16 protein-coding genes and 1 riboswitch are annotated in these 20368 nt (G+C 66.0%); of the genes, 6 read left to right on the top strand and 10 right to left on the bottom strand.

The window, feature by feature from the left end; genetic code table 11:
• The 3 genes from KZ491_RS00330 to KZ491_RS00320 form a co-directional block, all read right to left on the bottom strand.
• The gene (locus tag KZ491_RS00330) at window positions 1-1506 is read right to left on the bottom strand and encodes an alanine/glycine:cation symporter family protein (protein WP_222563905.1); all 1506 of its coding nucleotides are present in this window, start codon (window positions 1504-1506) and stop codon (window positions 1-3) included.
• A gap of 116 nt (window positions 1507-1622) precedes the next feature.
• Entirely contained in the window at window positions 1623-4748 is a 3126-nt protein-coding gene (locus tag KZ491_RS00325; RefSeq protein WP_222563904.1) for an efflux RND transporter permease subunit, read from the bottom strand.
• Complete coding sequence (locus KZ491_RS00320; protein ID WP_222563903.1) at window positions 4745-5914, bottom strand: efflux RND transporter periplasmic adaptor subunit; 1170 nt, start codon at window positions 5912-5914, stop codon at window positions 4745-4747. The genes KZ491_RS00325 and KZ491_RS00320 overlap by 4 nt, the downstream gene beginning before the upstream one ends.
• A gap of 259 nt (window positions 5915-6173) precedes the next feature.
• On the opposite strand from KZ491_RS00320, the gene cysK reads away from it, so the two are divergent.
• Window positions 6174-7133, top strand: coding sequence for a cysteine synthase A (gene cysK, locus KZ491_RS00315; protein WP_222563902.1), 960 nt, complete (start codon window positions 6174-6176; stop codon window positions 7131-7133).
• A 114-nt stretch (window positions 7134-7247) separates the two neighbouring features.
• Here cysK and KZ491_RS00310 read toward each other — a convergent pair whose 3' ends face one another.
• The 4 genes from KZ491_RS00310 to KZ491_RS00295 all read right to left on the bottom strand — a co-directional run bounded on the left by KZ491_RS00310 (window position 7248) and on the right by KZ491_RS00295 (window position 11750).
• Window positions 7248-8252: a class I fructose-bisphosphate aldolase gene (locus tag KZ491_RS00310; RefSeq protein WP_222563901.1), complete on the bottom strand. Its 1005-nt coding sequence runs from the start codon at window positions 8250-8252 to the stop codon at window positions 7248-7250.
• Between the two features lie 91 nt (window positions 8253-8343).
• The gene (gene pyk / locus KZ491_RS00305) at window positions 8344-9810 is read right to left on the bottom strand and encodes a pyruvate kinase (RefSeq protein WP_222563900.1); all 1467 of its coding nucleotides are present in this window, start codon (window positions 9808-9810) and stop codon (window positions 8344-8346) included.
• Window positions 9811-9912: 102 nt separating this feature from the next.
• The gene (locus tag KZ491_RS00300) at window positions 9913-10548 is read right to left on the bottom strand and encodes an HAD hydrolase-like protein (RefSeq protein ID WP_222564661.1); all 636 of its coding nucleotides are present in this window, start codon (window positions 10546-10548) and stop codon (window positions 9913-9915) included.
• 26 nt (window positions 10549-10574) lie between these two features.
• Window positions 10575-11750 carry a phosphoglycerate kinase gene (locus KZ491_RS00295; protein ID WP_222563899.1) on the bottom strand — a complete coding sequence of 392 codons (1176 nt, stop codon included), beginning with the start codon at window positions 11748-11750 and terminating at the stop codon, window positions 10575-10577.
• Between the two features lie 134 nt (window positions 11751-11884).
• Window positions 11885-12096: riboswitch (cobalamin riboswitch) on the top strand.
• Window positions 12097-12537: 441 nt separating this feature from the next.
• Here KZ491_RS00295 and KZ491_RS00290 point away from each other — a divergent pair.
• From KZ491_RS00290 to KZ491_RS00280, 3 genes are all read left to right on the top strand, one after another.
• Window positions 12538-14889 carry a ribonucleoside-diphosphate reductase subunit alpha gene (locus KZ491_RS00290; RefSeq protein WP_222564660.1) on the top strand — a complete coding sequence of 784 codons (2352 nt, stop codon included), beginning with the start codon at window positions 12538-12540 and terminating at the stop codon, window positions 14887-14889.
• A gap of 36 nt (window positions 14890-14925) precedes the next feature.
• Window positions 14926-15936 (top strand): ribonucleotide-diphosphate reductase subunit beta, encoded by a 1011-nt coding sequence (locus tag KZ491_RS00285; protein WP_222563898.1) that lies wholly within the window; start codon window positions 14926-14928, stop codon window positions 15934-15936.
• Window positions 15937-16226: 290 nt separating this feature from the next.
• Window positions 16227-16658: an acyl-CoA thioesterase gene (locus KZ491_RS00280; protein ID WP_222563897.1), complete on the top strand. Its 432-nt coding sequence runs from the start codon at window positions 16227-16229 to the stop codon at window positions 16656-16658.
• 56 nt (window positions 16659-16714) lie between these two features.
• Here the strand turns inward: KZ491_RS00280 and KZ491_RS00275 are convergent, their stop codons facing one another.
• Together KZ491_RS00275 and azu are read right to left on the bottom strand one after the other, a co-directional pair.
• The gene (locus KZ491_RS00275) at window positions 16715-17119 is read right to left on the bottom strand and encodes a group III truncated hemoglobin (protein WP_222563896.1); all 405 of its coding nucleotides are present in this window, start codon (window positions 17117-17119) and stop codon (window positions 16715-16717) included.
• 67 nt (window positions 17120-17186) lie between these two features.
• Complete coding sequence (azu, locus tag KZ491_RS00270; protein ID WP_222563895.1) at window positions 17187-17645, bottom strand: azurin; 459 nt, start codon at window positions 17643-17645, stop codon at window positions 17187-17189.
• Between the two features lie 140 nt (window positions 17646-17785).
• Here azu and fdxA point away from each other — a divergent pair, with 140 nt between their 5' ends.
• Complete coding sequence (gene fdxA / locus KZ491_RS00265; protein WP_222563894.1) at window positions 17786-18112, top strand: ferredoxin FdxA; 327 nt, start codon at window positions 17786-17788, stop codon at window positions 18110-18112.
• Between the two features lie 167 nt (window positions 18113-18279).
• Here the strand turns inward: fdxA and gap are convergent, their stop codons facing one another.
• Window positions 18280-19281 carry a type I glyceraldehyde-3-phosphate dehydrogenase gene (gene gap / locus KZ491_RS00260; protein ID WP_222563893.1) on the bottom strand — a complete coding sequence of 334 codons (1002 nt, stop codon included), beginning with the start codon at window positions 19279-19281 and terminating at the stop codon, window positions 18280-18282.
• A gap of 170 nt (window positions 19282-19451) precedes the next feature.
• Here gap and KZ491_RS00255 point away from each other — a divergent pair, with 170 nt between their 5' ends.
• Window positions 19452-20288, top strand: coding sequence for a S1/P1 nuclease (locus KZ491_RS00255; protein WP_222563892.1), 837 nt, complete (start codon window positions 19452-19454; stop codon window positions 20286-20288).
• Window positions 20289-20368: the final 80 nt, after the last annotated feature.

The raw sequence follows: 20368 nt of genomic DNA, 5'->3' as shown, positions 1-20368 counted from the left end.
TCACCGGAGCTTCTCCTCGTTCAGCTGGGCTGCGGTCTTTGGCGCTTCGGCCTGCAGATCCTCCAGGCCGTTGGCACGACGCTCCCAGAACTCGGCATGTCGGATCCCCAGCGCCACAGGATCGAAGGTGTAGTTGGTGACGCCGGCCTTGTGCTGCGCCTCGTAGTCGCGCAGCGATGCCAGGGCCGGCTTCTGCAGCCACAGGATCGCGAGGATGTTAAGCCAGGCCATCAGGCCCACGCCGATGTCGCCCAGTGTCCAGCTCATGCTGGAAGTGCGTACGCAGCCGAATATCACCGCCAGCAGGATCGCGATCCGCAAGGCGAAGATCAGCCATGGGCGGTGGATTTTCCGGTTGATGAAGGCGATGTTGGTCTCGGCCATGTAGTAGTAGGCGATGATCGTGGTGAAGGCGAAAAACAGCAGCGCCAGCGCAACGAAGCCTGCACCGTAGCCGGGCAGCATCGACTCCACCGCGGCCTGGGCGAAGCCGGCGCCGGGCTCCACGCCCGGCAGGGCCTCCTTCAACATGTCACCGCCCCGGCCGACGACGTTGTACATGCCGGTGGAGAGGATCATGAACGCGGTGGCCGAACACACCAGCAGGGTGTCCACATAGACCGAAAACGCCTGCACGTAACCCTGTTGAGCTGGATGGTTGGCCTCGGCAGCCGCCGCCGCGTGCGGGCTCGTACCCTGCCCGGCCTCGTTGGAGTAGATACCACGCTTCACGCCCCATTCGATCGCCAGTCCCAGCACGGCACCCAGGCCTGCTTCCAAGCCGAACGCGCTCTTGATGATCAGCATGAACATCGCGGGCACCTGTTGATGGTTCAGCGCCAGGATCACCAGTGCGACCAGCATGTAGGCCAGGGCCATGAACGGCACCACGATCTCGGCAAAGCGCGCGATGCGCTTCACACCGCCGAAGATGATGAATCCCAGGCCGACGACAAGGAACGCGGCAGTGACCTCCGGTACGACGCCCCATGCGGTGGTGATGCTTTTTGCGATTTCGTTGGCCTGGACGCCGGGCAGCAGGAAGCCAGTGGCCACGATGGTCACACCGGCAAACGCCCAGGCGTACCATTTCTGTCCGGTGCCCTTTTCGATGAAGTAGGCCGGTCCGCCGCGGTACTTGCCGTTGGCGTCTTTTTCCTTGTAGATCTGCGCCAGGGCAGACTCCACATAGGCGGTGGAGGCGCCCAGAAAGGCCATCACCCACATCCAGAACACCGCACCCGGGCCGCCAAAGGCGATGGCGGTGGCGACGCCGGCGATGTTCCCGATGCCGACCCGGCCCGACAGCGACATCGCCAGTGCCTGGAAGGAGGACACGCCCGCGTCGGAGCTCTTGTTCTTGAGCAGCAGGCGGATCATTTCCGGCACCCCGCGCACCTGCATGAAGCGGGTACGCACGGAGAAGTAGAGGCCAGCGCCCAGGCACAGGGCGATCAGCGCCTTGCTCCACAGGATGTCGTTGAGTTGGTTGATCAGGTCTTCCACGTGCGGTCTCCCCAGAGCCTTGGACGCGCCGCCTGTGGTCGGCGACAAGAGTGGAACCTTAACCGTATTCGGGCATCACGAAAAACCCCGGTCACATCGACCGGGGTTCGTAGGTTTCAGGCGTGGCCGCCGACTTCCGGCGTCTTCGCCGCCAACGCGTCCAGTTCCTGCGATACCGCGTGCGGCGAGCGGGTAAACGGCGCAAGCACGACATAGAACGCCGGCACCACGAACAGCGACAGCAACGTGGACAGCGACACGCCAAACATGATCACCACGCCGATGGTCGCCCGGCTGGCCGAGCCGGGACCTCCGGCCAGCACCAGCGGCAACGCACCCACCGCGGTGGCAATAGAGGTCATCAGGATCGGACGCAGGCGCACGCCGGCCGACTCGATGATCGCCTCGGTGATCGTGCGCCCCGAGTCACGCAACTGGTTGGCGAACTCGACGATCAGGATGCCGTTCTTCGCCGCCAGCCCGACCAGCATGACGATGCCGATCTGGCTGAACAGGTTGAGCGTGCCGCCTGTCACCGCCAGACCGACCAGCGCGCCCAAAACCGCAAGTGGCACGGTCAGCATGATCACGAACGGATGGATGAAGCTCTCGAACTGCGCGGCCAGCACGAGGAAGACCACCAGCAGCGCCATTGCGAAGGTCAGCAGCACCGCGCCGCCCGCCTTCTGGTACTCACGCGACTCGCCCTTCCAGGCGACCTGCGCGTAGTCCGGCAGCGTCGTGGCGACGGTCTCGTTGAGGAACTCCAGCGCCTCGCCCATCGTGTAGCCCGGCGCCAGGCCGGCAGTGATGGTGATCGCACGCATGCGGTCGAAGCGGTTCAGACTGCCCGCCTCGGCCAGCTCGGACAGGGTTACGAGATTGGACAACGGGACCAGCGCGCCGTCCTTGCCGCGCACCTCGATCGCCGACAGGTCGGCCGGAGACGCCCGACCATCGCGTCCGGCCTGGACCAGCACGTCGTACTCCTCACCGTCCTGGACGAAGGTGGTGACCCGACGGCTGCCCATCATCGTCTCCAGCGCATGGCCGATTTCCGACACGCTGACGCCGAGGTCGGATGCCCGCTTGCGGTCGATCTCCACGCGCATCTGCGGACGGGTTTCCTTGTAGTCCGAGTCCACCGAGAACAGGCCCGGGTTCGCCTCCATCTTCTCCATGACGATGTCGCGCCACTGCGCGATTTCCGCGTATTCCGGACCGCCCAGGACCAGCTGAATCGGCTGGCCACGGCTTCCCACCAGACCGCCACCGACGCGCGGCTGGGCCTGCACGCCGGTCAGCTTGCCCAGATCGGCCCGCAGCGAGTCGGCGACCTCGGCCGTGCTCATGTCGCGCTGGTCCCAATCCTGCAGGAACACGATGATGTTGGCCGTATGCATCTCCTCGGTCGCACCCCAGCCACCCGGCGCGCGGCTGTTGTAGCGCCGGATCGCCTTGTCCTCACCGGTGTGGGCCGCGACCACCGCCTCGACCTGCGCCAGCTGGCCGACCGTGTAGTCAAACCCGGCACCTTCGGGGCCGACGATGGACACGAAGAACGAACCGCGGTCCTCCGCCGGCGCCAGCTCGGACGGCACCAGCTTGATCAGCCCGTAGCTCAGCGCCAGCGCGCCCACCATCAGGCCAAACACCAACCAGCGCTTGCCGACGTGCCGGCCCAGCCAGCCCTCGTAGGCGCCGCTGAGGCGGGTCAGCTGGCGGTTGCTCCAGCGGTGGATCGGATTGGAACGCTCGTCGGTGCGGGCGCGCACCAGCTTGGACGACATCATCGGGGTCAGGGTCAGGGCGACGAACGCTGACAGCGCCACCGCCCCGGCCAGCGCGACCGACAGCTCGCGGAACAGGCGACCGGTATTGCCTTCCATGAAACCCACCGGCAGAAACACGGCGACCAGCACGGTCGTGGTCGCGATCACCGCGAACGCCACCTGCCTGGTCCCGCGCACCGCGGCCACCAGCGGCGGCTCACCGAGATCGGCGCGACGCTGGATATTTTCCAGCACCACGATCGCGTCGTCCACCACCAGCCCGATCGACAGCACCAGGGCGAGCAAGGTCAGCAGGTTGATCGAGTAACCGAACAGGTACAGGGGAATGAAGGCCGCGATCAGGCACACCGGCACCGTCACGGCCGGGATCAGCGCTGCGCGGAAACTGCCCAGAAACAGCCAGATCACCAGCAGGACCAGCGCCATCGCCTCCAGCAGCGTGTGGTAAACGCGTCGGATCGACTCGTCGATGAACACCGTCGAGTCGTAGGCCACGAAGATGTCGGTGCCTTCGGGCAGGGTTTTCTGGATCTCGATCGCCTCCGCGCGCGCGGCGCGGGTCACGTCCAGCGCGTTGGCCGTCGAGGTCTTGACCACGCCCAAGCCGACGTTGGGTTGGCCGTTGCTCTTGTAGTAGGCGCGGCGCTCGGCCGATGCCAGCTCGACCTGGGCGACATCGCCGATGCGCACCACGTAGCCGTCGCTGCCTTCGCGGATCGGAATCTCGGCGAAGTCGGCGGGCTTCTCGTACTGACGGGCAACGCGCAGGGTGAAATCGCGGGTTTCCGACTCAATGCGGCCGGCCGGCAGCTCAACGTTTTCGGCACGCAGCGCCGCCTCGATATCGGTCGCAGTGATGCCGCGAGCGGCCATCGCCGAGCTGTCCAGCCAGATTCGCATCGCATAGCGTTGGCGGCCGCCGATCTGGACCTGGGAGACGCCGTCCAGGCTCGACAACCGGTCGACAATGTAGCGCTCGGCGTAGTCGGAGAGCTGCAACGCGTCCATCGTCGTGGAGCTCATGTTGAGCCAGATGAGCGTGTCCGAATCGCTGTCGGCCTTGCGCACCTGGGGCGCGTCGGCCTCATCGGGGAGACGGCTGGCGACACTGCTGATCGCGTCGCGCACGTCGTTGGCCGCAGCCTCGATGTCGCGCCCCAGGGTGAACTCCAGGGTGACCGAGGAGCGCCCGTTGACACTGCGCGACTGGATCGTCTCGACGCCCTCGATACCCGACAGCGCATCCTCCAGAGCCTGGGTGATACGGGTTTCCACCACCGCCGCCGAGGCGCCCGGGTAGTTGACGTTGACCGAGACGATCGGCGGATCGATCGCCGGCAGCTCGCGCAGGGTGAGCCGCGAGAACGTCATCACCCCGATCACCATCAACAGCAGGCTCATCACGGTGGCAAACACCGGACGGCGGATGGACAGATCGGAAATGCTCATGCGCCGTCCACCACCGGGCCCGATCCGCTACGGTCACCACCGATGGGGCCGATGGCGGAGCCTTCAATTTCGGCCTCTGCGGGAGCTTCCTCAAGGATTGGCGTGTTGTCGGCCGGTGCCGGCACTTCGCCGGTTGCCGTCACCTCGACCTTGGCGCCCACGCGCAGCTTGCCGGTGCCGTCCACTACCACCTCGTCGCCCGGCTCCAGGCCGCTGACCACTTCGGCCATGCCCTGGCGACGGTTGCCAACCAGCACGTCTGCACGCTCGACGGTGCTGTCAGCTCGCACGCGATAGACAAAAGAGCTGTTGCCCAGCTGGACGATGGCGATCTCGGGTACCAGCAGCGCCTCGCGCTGCGGACGCACCAGGGTTACCTGCATCAGCATGCCGGGACGCAGCTTGCGGCTGTCATTGGGGAATTCGCCGCGCACGGTCACTGCACGGGTGGAGGGATCGACCCGCGAGTCCACCAGCTGGACCACGCCGTCGAATGTCTCGCCCGGCCACGACGCGCTGGTCGCGTGCAGGACCTGCCCCGCCGCCAGGTGCGCCAGCGCCGGCTCCGGCACCGGGAAGTCGACGTAGACCCGCTGGGTGTCATCCAGCGTGGCAATCGCGGTACCCGGGGTAACGAGCGCGCCGGGACTGACCTGGCGCAAGCCGAGCACGCCGGCAAACGGCGCCCGGATCTGGCGGTCGGACAACTGGGCCCGGATCTGGTCCACCCGCGCAACGGCCGCGTCGCGCACCGCACGCTGGGTCTCCAGCGTGGCGCGCGCCACCAGCTGCTGCTCGCCCAACTTCGCCATACGGCGGTACATCTGGTCCGCCTCCGCGGCACTGGCTTGCGCCTCGGCGAGTGCCGACTGCTGCTGGTTGCCGCTCAGTGTGACCAGCGGTGCGCCGGCCTGGACGACGTCGCCGCTGTCAAAATGCACGTCACGGACGGTTTCGCTGACCTTGGCGGTGATCGTCACCGACTCCCGCGCCTTCACCGTCCCCAGCGCCTGCACGGTGTCGTTCCATTGCTGCATGCGCACCTTCTGGGTGGTTACCGGGACCGCCGAGGCGCCAACTGGACGCGGCGCGTCCTTTTCACACGATGTCAGCGCCAGCGCAAACACGAGGGCGCAGATGATGCGGGGTCCGATGGAAATTCGCATGCTGTCTCAGAGGTAAGTCGAAAATGGGGCGCGCCGCCCGCCGCGGCGGGGCACGAGCAGGCAGGCAGACCGACAAGTCTAGTGGGCCAGGGCAACGCGCGCGTGGGCCATTGGTTGACTGAACTGCGCCCAAGCAACCGAACAGGCAAAGCCGTGCAATGCAGCGTTTCACCTGTTCACGGGGTATTGCCGGGAATCCGGCGCATCCTAGTGCCTCATTCGCAAGGGACGCGGACGCAGAACCGCGGAGGCAAGGCCGATGATCCATGACAGCATCCTCGACACCATCGGGCGTACGCCGATCGTACGCCTGCACCGGCTGGCACCGGCAGGCATCGAGCTCTACGCCAAGATCGAGTCGTTCAATCCCGGCGGCTCCGTCAAGGACCGGTTGGCACTGGCGATCATCCGCGATGCGGAAACGCGCGGCCTGCTCAAGCCCGGCGATACGGTGGTCGAGGCGACGTCGGGGAATACCGGCGTTGCCTTGGCCATGGTCTGCGCGGCGCGCGGCTACAACTTTGTCGCGGTGATGACCGAGACGTTCTCGGTAGAACGGCGCAAGCTGATGCGCGCCTATGGCGCCAAGGTCATCCTGACCCCCGCCGCCGAGCGCGGCACCGGCATGGTGCGCAAAGCCGCGGAATTGGCCAAGGAGCGCGGCTGGTTCCTCGCCAACCAGTTCGCCAACGCCGCCAACCCGGCCTACCACCGCCAGACCACCGCCGCCGAGATCCTGCAGGACTTCGCCGGGCGTCGACTGGACAGTTTTGTCAGCGGCTGGGGCACCGGCGGCACCCTGACCGGTGTCGGCGAGGTGCTCAAGTGCGCCCGCCCCGATGTCCGCATCGTGGCCTGCGAGCCGGCGGGTGCCTCGATGCTGGCCGGCGACCCGTGGCAGCCGCACAAGATCCAGGGCTGGACGCCCGACTTCCTGCCGGAGGTGTTGAACCAGCACATCGCCGACGAGATCGTGCCGGTGGACGACGTGGTGGCCCGCGATACCGCGCGCCGGCTGGCCCAGGAAGAAGGTGTGTTCGTCGGTATCTCCGCAGGCGCCACCTTGGCCGCTGCGCTGGAGGTCGCGCGCAAGGGAGACGAAGGCTCGGTGATCCTGGCGATGCTGCCCGATACCGGGGAGCGCTACCTGAGTACCTTCCTGATGGAAGACATCAACGAAGGCTCCGATGATGAGTGGCTGGCGGCCGGACTGCCGTGAGCCTCCACCCTTCCCGTCGCCATCCGTGGCGATGGAAAACGACAACGCCGGCAGATGCCGGCGTTGTCGTTTCAGCAGCGGCGACCGTGGGCCGCCCCGCTGTGCCGGGTCAGATCAGGCTTTCCACTCGCCCAGCGCCGCCAGACCATTCGCACGCGCGCGCTCGAACACCATCTCCTGCGCCTTGCCGATGTTGCCGGTGAGGTCCTTCGCCCAGATCGCCAGCGCGGCGGACTGCATGGCGCGGCCGTATGAGAACGACAGCGGCCACGGGTTCGGGCCGGCGAGGTTCATCGCGTTGAGGTGCGCGGTGGCATCGTGGTCGGACTGGCCACCGGACAGGAACACGATGCCCGGCAGGGTCGCCGGCACGGTGGACTTCAGGCAGCGTAGGGTCTCGGCGGCTACTTCCTCGACCGAAGCGGTATCGCTGCAGGTCGAACCCGGCAGGACCATCGAGGCCTTCAGGATCGTGCCTTCCAGCATCACGTTGTGCTCGTACAGCGAGCCGAACAGCGAGCGCAGGGTGACTTCAGTGACGTCGTAGCAGGTGTCGATGTCGTGGTTGCCGTCCATGATGACTTCCGGCTCCACCATCGGCACCAGGCCCTGCTCCTGGCACAGCGCGGCGTAACGCGCCAGCGCATGGGAGTTGGCTTCGATGCAGGTGCCCGACGGAATGTCGTCGCTGATGTTGATCACCGCGCGCCACTTGGCGAAGCGGGCACCCAGCTTGTAGTACTCCTCAAGCCGGGCGCGCAGGCCGTCCAGCCCTTCGGTCACCACCTCGCCCGGGAAACCGGCCAGGGCGTGGGTGCCCTTGTCGACCTTGATGCCGGGGATGATGCCGTTGTCCATCATCACCTTGGCGAACGGCACACCGTCCTTGGTGGACTGGCGCAGGGTCTCGTCGAACAGGATCGCGCCGGAGATGTGCTGGCCCAGGTTTGGCGTGGTCAGCAGCATCTCGCGGTAGGCACGGCGGTTCTCTTCGGTGCACTCGACACCGACGCCGTCAAAACGCTTCTGGATGGTGCCAGTGGACTCGTCAATCGCGATGATGCCCTTGCCCGGGGCGACCATTGCCTGGGCGATGTCGGCAAGCTGTTCGATGCTCATGGAATTCCTGCAGGAAGTGGCGGGGTTAGCCCGATAGTATAGGCCACCTCTCCCTGCAAAGGCCATTGTGAAACAGTGGCTTAGCGGTGCCCTACAACTCGCCCAGGCCCTCGGAACTGCCCGCATCGCCCACCAGCACCAGACGCAGGGTATTGGTCGCGCCACGGTGTTCCATGTGGTCGCCGCTGGTGAAGATGACCCGCTCGCCGACAGCCAACTGGTCGGCGTCGAAAAGCATGCGCACGCCGTTGCGTACCGCATCGCGGGTATCCATGCCGCGACTGTCGAAATCCAGCGGGATCACGCCGCGCATCATGGCCATCTTGCGGCGGGTGCCCGGATGCCGCGACAGGCCGAAAATCGGCACCGGCGAGCGGAACCGGGACAGAAAGCCCGCGGTGCCGCCGGACTCGGTGATCGCAACAATCGCGCGCACATCGATGTGCTCGGAGACGAACATCGCCGCCATCGCGATCGCCTGGTCGGCGCGCTGCAGGTTGCGCGGCGCGGCTTCAAAGTCGGTGTCATGGTCGAACTGACGCTCGGCGCCCAGGCAGATCCGCGCCAGCGCCTCAACCGCACGCACTGGATAGCGGCCCGCGGCGGACTCGGCCGAAAGCATCACCGCATCGGTGCCATCGATGACCGCGTTGGCGACGTCCAGCACCTCGGCCCGGGTCGGGATCGGGCTCTCCACCATCGACTGCAGCATCTGGGTGGCGGTAATCACCACGCGGTGCCGGGCCAGCGATTCGCGGATGATCTTCTTCTGCAGGCCTGGCAGCTCGGCATCGCCGATCTCCACCCCGAGATCGCCACGCGCCACCATCACCACGTCACTGGAATCGATGATGTCGCCCAGGTTCTCGATCGCCTCGGCGCGCTCGATCTTGGCCACCAGGTAGGCGTCGCTGCCGGCGGCGCGGGCCAGGTGGCGCGCCTGCTGCATGTCGTCGGCGGTGCGGCAGAACGAGACGGCGATGAAGTCCGCGTCCATCTGCGCGGCAATCCCAATTAACACCGCGTCATGTTCGGTGAGCGCGCCCAATGACAGTCCCCCGCCCTGCTTGTTCAGCCCCTTGCGGTCCGACAGCTCGCCGTCGTTGAGCACCTGGGTGGCGATGCGCTGGCCATCCACCGCGGTCACGCGCAGCTGCATCATGCCGTCATCCAGCAACAACACGTCGCCAGGAGCGACATCGCCCGGCAGGCCCAGGTAGCTGACGCCGACCTCGCGGTTGGTTCCAGGGGCGACGTCATCACGGGCGATCAGGTCGAAACGCTCGCCAGCCGTCAGCACGACCTTCCCATCCTCGAACTGGCCGATGCGGATTTTTGGACCGGGCAGGTCCACCAGGATCCCGACTTCCCGCCCCAGGCGCTGCCCGGCGGCCCGCACCGCTTCGGCGCGTGCGCGGTGCGAATCAGGATCGCCGTGGGAGAAGTTGAGCCGGACCACGTCCACGCCCGCGGCGATGAGCGCATCCAGCACTCCCGGCGCGTCGGTGGCGGGGCCGAGGGTGGCGAGGATCTTGGTGCGTCGCAGCAGCGCGGCCATGGACATCGATTCCGTGCGGGTCAAGCCGTGGACGCTAGCACGATTGGAATATGGCATTTCACCGGCTGCGGGGCCGGCCGAATCGCACCATCGAGCCGTGACTCATCCCGCAAGCAGCGCGGGAATATCGGCCGGCATGTGGGGAAGGTGCTCGGCCCCGGCAGCGCGCAGTTCCGCCTCGCCGCCGAAGCCCCACAGAACGCCGATGTTGCGCATGCCGTGGTGGCGGGCACCTTCGATGTCCATGTGACGGTCACCGATCATCCAGCACTGGCCCGGCGCGAGGTCGAGACGGTTCAGGGCTTCGGCGATCAGGTCCGGCTTGTCGCTGATGCGGCCATCGACGGTTGCACCGATGACGTCGTCAAAAAGATGGCCGAACGGCAGGTGATCGACGATCTTGCGTGCGTGGGGCTCGTTCTTCGCGGTGACGACGGCCAGTTGATGGCCGGCAGCGTGTAAATCCGAGATTACCTCGGCGACCCAGCCGTCACTTTCGAAGCGCACCCGGTAGTGCTCGACCGCTCGTTCAACCTGGGCGGGGTCGCGCAGCAGCGGAGTGAAACTGGTCCGCAGGGACGGGCCGATCCACCGCCGCACCTCGGCTTGCGGCGGCACCGGCACCGCCATCTGCGTCAACGCGTGGGCGACGCAGCGGGTGATGCCGACGGCGGAGTCGATCAGGGTGCCGTCCATGTCGAGGAACAGCGTGGGCTTGGCTCCAGTGTCGCCCGGCATGTGGCTGGCGTGCAACACGGGAGTGCTCAGCTGCGTGCCTGCAGCGCACTTACGGCCGGCAGCTCCTTGCCTTCCAGGAATTCCAGGAACGCGCCACCACCGGTGGAGATGTAGTCGACCCGGTCGGCGATGCCGTACTTATCGACCGCGGCCAGGGTGTCGCCGCCACCGGCGATGGAGAACGCCGGGCTCGCCGCGATCGCCTCGGCCAGCGCGCGGGTACCGTGGCTGAATGCCTCGAATTCGAACACGCCGACCGGGCCGTTCCAGACCACGGTGCCGGACTGCGCGATCATTGCCGCATACCGCTCGGCGGTGTCCGGACCGATGTCGAGGATCATGTCGTCGGGGCCGACAGCGTCCACCGCTTTCACGGTTGCCGGGGCATCGGCGGCAAAGGTCGGAGCAACCACGACGTCGCTGGGTAGCGGAATGTCCGCGCCCCGTGCCTTGGCGTCCTGGATGATCTGGCGGGCGGTGTCCAGCAGGTCCATCTCCACCAGCGACTTGCCGACGCCGTGGCCCATCGCCGCGATGAAGGTATTGGCGATGCCGCCGCCGACAATCAGCTGGTCGACCTTGCCGACCAACGAGGACAGCAGCTCGAGCTTGGTACTGACCTTGGAGCCGGCAACGATGGCCAGCAGCGGCCGCGCCGGTTGATGCAGGGCCTTGGCCAGCGCGTCCAGCTCGGCCATCAGCAACGGTCCGCCGGCGGCGACCCTGGCCTGCCGGATTACGCCGTGGGTCGAGGCCTGGGCGCGATGGGCCGTGCCGAAAGCGTCCATCACGAAAACGTCGCACAGGGCCGCATAGCGCTTGGCCAGCGCCTCGTCATCGGCTTTCTCGCCGACGTTCATGCGGCAGTTTTCCAGCAGCACCAGCTGGCCAGGCGCGACCTCGACACCGTCCAGCCAGTCCTTGATCAGGGGCACATCCATGCCCAGCAGGTCCGACAACCGCGCCGCCACCGGGGCCAGCGAGTCGCCCTCGCTCCACTGGCCCTCGGTCGGACGTCCGCGGTGGGACATCACCATCACCGCCGCGCCCTTCTCCAGCGCCATGCGCAGGGTGGGAAGCGCCGCAGTGATGCGCTGGTCGGAGGTGATCGCGCCATCGTCATCAATCGGCACGTTGAGGTCCTCGCGGATCAGCACACGCTTGCCGGCAAGGTCGAGTTCGGACATACGGAGGATGGACACGGAAGACTCCTGGCGCGAAGGCCGGCTGGCGAAGGACGGCATTGTCGCGGGGCGAGGCGGCGATTGGAAGGGCATGAGGATCAGGGCGCCCGCACAAAAACCCCACATATCGTGTTGACGGATCGACAAACCCCCACTATGTTGTGCCGGTCGGTGCCGACCTCGCGGTTGGCTTAAAACGGGAAGCCGGTGGGAATCCGGCGCTGCCCCGCAGCGGTAATTGGAAACGAACGTCGTCATTGCACTGGGGCGCCCTGCCTTGGGAAGCGACGACCAGTAGGTGGAAGGGCTGTTACCGCCCGTCCGTGTCCAGAGCCCGAAGACCTGCCGACAGCCGCGCGAAGCACACCGCGCGGTGACCGGCCTGCGAGTCTTCGGGGGAAGACGGCCGGTGTCGTCACACGGCCACAGGACGTGTGGGCGCGCGTCGGATTGGCGCCGCACGACACCGCGATATCTCCGCCCGAAAACCCGATGCCCGCGGGGGCATGGCCGCGCCGTCCGACGCCGCCTGTCCGCGGCGCCGGGGTCGTGGACTGCTTCCGCGCGTCGACCTTCGAGGGAAGGGCGACGACCGTGCGCCCTGCACCGGAGCTGTTCAATGACCCAGCCAGACCACGCCACCGCACTCGCGGAGCCCAACGCCGGGGTTTCCGGCGCCGCATCCGTTGATGCCAACCCCATCGCGCACAGCGCCCAGGAGGCTTCCGGCCTGCCCGAGCGGCAGGAGGCCGACAGGGATGCCTCACCGGGCTTCTCGCTGACCCCGCCAGCCACCGCCATGAGCATGCAGGTGACCAAGCGCAACGGCGGCCGCGAGCCGGTGGACCTCAACAAGATCGTGCGCGCGGTTGCCCGCTGCAGCGAGGATCTTTACGCGGTCGACCCGATGCGCGTGGCCACCCGCACCATCTCCGGGCTGTATGACGGCGCGACCACATCCGAGCTGGACGAGCTGTCGATCCGCACCGCCGCCCTGCTCACCGCCGAGGAACCCGAGTACGGCCGTCTCGCCGCGCGCCTGCTCGCCGGCGTGATCGAGAAAGAGGTCGCGGCGATCGACATCAACGCATTCTCGCAGTCGGTCCAGCGCGGCTTTGATCTGGGCCTGATCAACCAGCGCCTGATGGACTTCGTCCAGGCCAACGCACGCAAGCTCAACGACGCGATCGACAACGGCCTCAACGCCCGTTTCGACTATTTCGGCATGCGCACGGTGTACGACCGCTACCTGTTGCGCCACCCCACTGCGCGGACCGTCATCGAGACACCGCAGCAGTTCTTCCTGCGCATCGCCTGCGCGCTCAGCGAGGACGTCGCCGATGCGTTGGCGCTGTACCGGCGCATGGCCCAGCTGGACTACATCCCCAGTTCGCCGACGCTGTTCAATGCCGGCACCACCCACGAGCAGCTCTCAAGCTGCTTCCTGTTGGACTCGCCGGAGGACTCGCTGGAGGCGATCTACCGTCGCTACATGGACGTGGCGAAGTTGAGCAAATTCAGCGGTGGCATCGGCCTGTCCTACAGCCGTGTGCGCTCGCGCGGCTCGCTCATACGCTCCACCAACGGGCTGAGCAACGGCATCGTGCCATGGCTGAAAACGCTGGACGCCTCGGTCGCGGCGGTCAACCAGGGCGGCAAGCGCAAGGGCGCGGCCTGCGTGTATCTGGAGCCGTGGCACGCCGACGTGGAGGAATTCCTGGAGCTGCGTGACAACACCGGCGAGGACGCCCGCCGCACCCACAACCTCAATCTCGCCAACTGGATCCCGGACGAGTTCATGCGTCGGGTCGAGGCCAATGCGATGTGGTCGCTGTTCGACCCCGCCGTGCTGGCCCGCAACGGCACCCGGCTGACCGACCTTTTCGGCGAGGCCTTCGATCAGGCCTACCGCGCCGCCGAAGCGGCAGGGCTGGCGACGCGACAGGTCAAGGCGCGCGATCTGTACACCCGCATGATTCGCACCCTCGCCCAGACCGGCAATGGCTGGATGAACTTCAAGGACAAGTCCAACCGCGCCTGCAACCAGACCCTGCGCGATGGCAACGTGGTGCACCTGTCCAACCTGTGCACCGAGATCCTGGAGGTCACCTCGCAGGACGAGACCGCGGTCTGCAACCTGGGCTCCATCAACCTCGCTCACCACATCGAGGACGGCAGCGCCGGCGATCTGGCCCGCTTCGACTTCGACAAGCTCGCAGAAACGGTGCGCCTGGCCGTGCGCCAGCTCGACCGGGTGATCGACCTGAACTTCTACCCGATCGACACCGCGCGCCACGCCAACCTGAAGTGGCGTCCTGTCGGACTGGGCGCGATGGGGCTGCAGGACGTGTTCTTCAAACTCCGCCTGCCGTTCGATTCCGAGCCGGCGCGCGCGCTGTCCCGACGGATCGCGGAGGAGATCTACTTCCACGCCCTGTCCGCCTCCTGCGAGCTGGCCGTGGAGCAGGCACCGCACCCGTCCTTCGCCGACACCCGCGCCTCGGTCGGCGAGCTGCAGTTCGAAGCCTGGAACGTGACACCGACCGACCCGGCCCGCTGGGACGAGCTGCGCACGCGCATCCGCCAACACGGCCTGCGCAACTCGCTGCTGATCGCGATCGCGCCGACCGCAACGATCGCTTCGATCGCCGGCTGCTACGAGTGCATCGAGCCGCAGGTGTCCAACCTGTTCAAGCGCGAAACCCTGTCCGGCGACTTCCTGGTGATCAATAAATACCTGGTCGAGGAGCTCAAGACACTGGGCCTGTGGACTGCCGAACTGCGCGACGCAGTGAAGATGGCCGACGGTTCGATCCAGGGCATCACGGCGATCCCCGAATCGCTGCGACAGATCTATCGCACCGCCTGGGAGCTGCCAATGCGCTCGCTGATCGACATGGCGGCCGATCGCGGTGCCTTCATCGATCAGAGCCAGTCGCTCAACCTGTTCATCGAGAGCCCGAACATCGGCCAGCTGGCATCGATGTACATGTACGCGTGGAAAAAGGGACTGAAGACGACCTACTACCTGCGCTCCCGGCCGGCGACCCGGATCGCCAAGTCCACCGTCAGCGCGCCCGCGCCCGCGCCAACGCCCGACGCCGACGCGATCGCCTGCTCGCTGGAAAACCCCGAGAGCTGCGAGTCCTGCCAGTAGGCCCAACCGCATGTCCCGCATTTGCAAGGAATCCGCATGACCACCCAACACCTGCTCGACCCCGGTTTCGACCTCACACTGCGCCCGATGCGCTACCCGCAGTTCTACGCGATGTATCGCGACGCGATCCGCAACACCTGGACGGTGGAGGAAGTCGACTTCTCGCTGGACCTCAACGACCTGCGCGGCAAGCTCGGGCCGGCCGAGCGCCATCTGGTGGAGCGTCTGGTCGCATTCTTCGCGACCGGCGATTCGATCGTCGCCAACAACCTGGTGCTCAACCTCTATCAGCACATCAACGCGCCAGAGGCACGCATGTACCTGTCGCGCCAGCTCTACGAGGAGGCGCTGCACGTGCAGTTCTACCTCACCCTGCTGGACACCTACCTGCCCGACGACAAGGCACGCACCGAGGCGTTTGCCGCGGTGGAGAACATCCCCTCCATCCGCGCCAAGGCCGAGTTCTGCTTCAAGTGGATTGATTCCATCCAGGACCTCAAGCGCATCGAGACCCGCGCGCAGCGCCGCCAGTTCCTGCTCAACCTGATCTGCTTCGCCGCCTGCATCGAGGGCCTGTTCTTCTTTGGCGCGTTCGCCTACGTCTATTACCTGCGCTCGCGCGGACTGCTGCACGGGCTGGCTTCGGGCACCAACTGGGTGTTCCGCGACGAGAGCTGCCATATGGCGTTCGCCTTCGAAGTCATCCACACGGTCCGCAAGGAGGAGCCCGAGCTGTTCGATGAGGGCCTGCAGAGGGATGTCGTGCAGATGCTGACCGAGGCGGTGGAGTGCGAGATGCAGTTCGCCCGCGACACGCTGTCGGGCGGCGTTGCCGGGCTTTCACTGAAGGACATGCGCCAGTACCTGGAGTATTGCGCCGACCAGCGCCTGGGCCAGTTGGGCATGCCGCGGCATTTCGGCGCGACCAATCCGTTCGGCTTCATGGACCTGCAGGACGTCCAGGAAGTGACCAACTTCTTCGAGCGTCGCGTGTCGGCCTATCAGGTCGGTGTGGAAGGCGAGGTTGCGTTCGACGCGGCGTTCTGAGACCTGCGTCAGTACAACCCAGGGGCGTCATGCCAGAGTCATGACGGAATGCAAGAATGCACGCGCTGCAGGGATGCGGCCGTCATCGGCGACAGGGAAGTGCCGACCGGGAAAGGAATGCCGGTACGGGCAGGGAGCCGCGGGATGACAGGAACGTCATCGACCAGTGGCGGAGTCCACAGGGGGAGACGGACCGACCCTATCGGCGGCAAGGATGCCGCCACCCCCATCACTGCGGTGCGCTTGTCACGGGCCGTTCCCGTGGATCGTGCAGCTGAGGCCGGATACCAATGACTGACAGCCAGACCATGCCCGCCACCGAAGCGCGCATGACCGAGATTGTTTTCCCCGATCACACCAACCATCTGGGCACGCTGTTCGGCGGCCAGGCACTGGCATGGATGGACAAGGCGGCCTTTATCGCCGCCTCCCGCTACGCTCGCTGCACGGTGGTGACCGCACGCTCCGAACAGGTCGACTTCCACACCGCGGTCAACCAGGGCGCACTGGTGCAACTGGTCGCGCGGATCGTGGCGACCGGACGCACGTCACTGCAGGTCGAGGTGGAGATGCATAGCGAGGACCTGCACACGGGCGAAGCGCTGCTTGCGACCCGCGGACGCTTCACGATGGTCGCCCTGAACCCCGACGGTCGGCCAACGCCGGTGCCACCGCTGGTGCATCAAAGCGGGCCTGGCCCAACCGACCGCAAACAAGCCTGAGCGGACCACAGGGATTGCCTTGGCGTTGCAGCAACGCGAGCCGCAGCAAGTACCGCTCAACCACCGACGATCGGCAGCTCCAGCGAACGCACGCCTTCCTGCAGTCCCAGCCCGTATTTGAGGCTGCGGCCGATGCGTTTGGCGTACTCGTGGACAAGGGCGGCGTGTTCGGCGTCGAGGACTTCATCGGCGGTTTCGCGCCACAGCACCAGCCACTCGTCGAAATGGCCGGCGTGGATGTCGTGGCCGCGGTGTTGCGCCATCGGATTCCCGCGATAGCTGCGCGTGCCCAGCGCGACCGACGACCAGAACGAGGTCAGCAGTTGCTTGTGTGCCGGCCAGTCGTCCACGGCGGCGTTGAACACCGGCCCCAGCGTCGGATGGACCTGGATCCTGTCGTAGAAGCGATCGACCAGATCGGACAACTGCTGCTCGGTGAGTTGGGTGGTGTCGCGGGACATGAGCGGTGCCTGGATCCTGAAGCGGAAAAGGGCGACCGCCAGGGCCGCCCTTCCCACAGATGGTGGCTTATTTGGCCAGAGTCAAGGTGCCCTTCATGAGCGCGGCGTGGCCGGGGAACGAGCAGAAGTAGGTGTAGTCCTCGCCCGCCTTGAGCTTGGCCACCGGGATGGTGACGGTGGTCGACTCGCCGCCCCCGATCAGCTTGCTGGCGGCGATGACGCGCGAATCACCGGCCTTGACGTAATTGGCGTCGGCACCGGCCTTCATGCCATCGGCGTTGACGCCGTTGACGTCGGCGGGCTTGCTGAGCACGAAGTTGTGGCCCATCACGTTCTTGGGCAGCTTGCCCACGTGCTTCAGGGTGACCTTGAACTCCTTGCAGGACGCGGGCACTTCCAGGCTTTTGGTGGTGAACTGCATCGCGTCGGTGCTGTCGACCGTGGCGGCGCAGTCGGCAGCCATCGCCGGAAGGGCGAACGCGCCGGCAACGGCAAACAGGGCAACAGCGGAAAGCTTGCGGATCATTGGTACTGACTCCATATGGTGGGGTGATGGCGACAATTGTCCGTACGCGGGCTCTCCATCGCCTTGATCCATGTCAGGGGCAGCGATGTTCGATCCGCGAGACAATGGCGCTGCCGGAAGCAATACGATTGGAACACCCCATGACCCACGTCGTTACTGAAAACTGCATCAACTGCAAACATACCGATTGTGTCGAGGTATGCCCGGTCGACTGTTTCCACGAGGGACCCAACTTCCTTGTCATCGACCCGGACGAATGCATCGACTGCACCCTGTGCGTGGACGAATGCCCCGTGGGCGCGATCTATCCCGAGGACGATGTGCCGCTCGGGCAGGAGCACTTCCTCGCCATCAACGCTGAACTGGCGCCGCTTTGGCCGGTGATCGACCGCAAGATCGCACCGATGGAAGACGCCGAGAAGTGGGATGGCGTGCCCAACAAACTCCCCTTGTTGAAGCGCGAGTAGCCACGCAGTAAACGGCGTGTTCCGTTGAGGTCGCCGCGCAGGTCTGTGCGCGCGGGTCTGCGTGCGCCGGTCCATGCGCGCGCATTTCCGCAGGCGGGTTTCTGCAAGCACAAAAAAGCCGGGCGCGAAGCCCGGCTTTTTAATTGCGAGAACCGTTATGGTGCGGGTTACTTCGCCACCACCTTGACCATCTCCAGGCACTTGTTCGAGTAGCCCCACTCGTTGTCGTACCAGGCCACCAGCTTCACGAAGGTGTCGTCCATCGCGATGCCCGCGCCGGCATCGAAGATCGAGGTACGGGTGTCGCCACGGAAATCGGTCGCAACCACCATGTCGGTCGTGTAGCCCAGGATGCCCTTCAGCGCGCCTTCGGACTGCGACTTCATCTCCGCGCAGATTTCCTCGTACGTCGCGCCCTTCTCCAGCTCGACGGTGAGGTCGACCACGGAGACGTCGGAAGTCGGGACCCGGAAGCTCATGCCGGTCAGCTTCTTGTTCAGCTCCGGGATCACCACGCCGACGGCCTTGGCCGCACCGGTGGAAGACGGAATGATGTTCTCCAGGATGCCGCGGCCGCCGCGCCAGTCCTTGTTGGACGGACCGTCGACGACCTTCTGGCTCGCGGTCGCCGCGTGCACGGTGGTCATCAGGCCACGCTTGATGCCCCACTTGTCGTTGAGCACCTTGGCCACCGGTGCCAGGCAGTTGGTGGTGCACGATGCGTTGGAGATGATCGCCTCACCGGCGTACTTCTTGTCGTTGACGCCGAAGACAAACATCGGAGTGTCGTCCTTGGACGGCGCCGACAGGATCACCTTCTTCGCGCCGGCATCGATGTGCTTCTGGGCGCTTTCCTTGGTCAGGAACAGGCCGGTGGACTCGATTACCACGTCCACATCGACCTCGCCCCACTTCAGGTTGGCCGGATCGCGCTCCTGGGTCAGGCGGATCTGCTTGCCGTTGACGATGATGTTGTCGCCCTCGACCTTGACGTCGCCCTTGAAACGGCCGTGGACGGAGTCGTACTGCAGCATGTAGGCCAGGTAATCCGGCTCCAGCAGGTCGTTGATCGCGACCACTTCGATGTCATCGCCGAAATTCTCAATCGCCGAACGCAGGACGTTGCGTCCGATACGGCCAAAACCGTTGATACCAACCTTGATCGCCATTGCAGGGCTCCTGACGGGCACGTGTGGGAATAAAGCCCCCCATTTTAGCCCATTCACGCTGGACCCGGCGGGCGCTGAGAAAGGAACGCCGGTTTGTGCGACCGCGCGGGAATGCCGTCAGCCAACTTGCGGCAGGTCCTTTCCTGCCCGGTGCGGATACCCTGTCGTCCATGAAACCATTCTCCGCTTTCCGCACCATCTGCTACGGCGTCCTCGCCTTCGCTCTTCTTTCACCCTCGGTCGCCTCGGCATGGGGTCCTCAAGGCCATCGCCTGGTCGCCGAACTGGCCTGGGAGCAGCTCACTCCGCAGGCGCAGGCCCGGATCGAGCCGCTGCTGCACGGCGAGCCGGAGCCCACCCTGCCCGGCATCGCCAACTGGGCCGACCGCCTGCGCTCGTCAGACCCCGATCTGGGACGGCTCAGCGCCGCCTGGCATTACGTCAACATCGGCGGCGACCAGTGTGTCTTTGATGAGCCTCGGGACTGCCCCGAGGGCAGTTGCGTGGTCGAGGCGATTCCGGCCCAGGCCGCGCTGTTGGCAGACGAGAGCCTGCCGATGGCCAGCCGGACCCGGGCGCTGAAGTTCCTGGTGCACTTTGTCGGCGATGTGCACCAACCGCTGCATGCGGGCCATGCGGAGGACAAGGGCGGCAACACGTATCAGGTGAATCTCGACGGCAAGGGCAGCAATCTGCACCAGCTGTGGGACAGCGGCCTGCTGGGCACGACCAGACTGGATGACGTGCGCTACCTGGAGCGGTTGCGCGCCCTGCCCGCGGACCCACAGGCAGCGGCACTGGTCACCGATCCGCTCGCACTGCGCGCCGCGAAATGGGCGGAGCAGTCGTGCGTGATCGTCGTCGAGCCGGGGTTCTATCCGCAGAACCGCAAGATCAGCGCCGAGTACGTCCAGTCCTGGCTGCCCGTGGCAGAGCAGCAGCTGCGCCTGGGTGGTGCGCGGCTGGCCGTCGTACTGAACGAGATCTTCGATCCGGCGGAACGCTAGGTTTCTACAACCCGCCTGCGGGCGGAAGTACGGTCACGCCGTCACCGCTGCCCGACTGCACAGGCGACATGTCAGCGCTT

The sequence above is a fragment of the Novilysobacter antarcticus genome, assembly GCF_019802285.1.
GTDB classification, from domain to species: domain Bacteria; phylum Pseudomonadota; class Gammaproteobacteria; order Xanthomonadales; family Xanthomonadaceae; genus Novilysobacter; species Novilysobacter antarcticus.
Note: the sequence above shows the minus strand (reverse complement) of the source record. Positions and strands in the feature narration are given on the sequence as shown.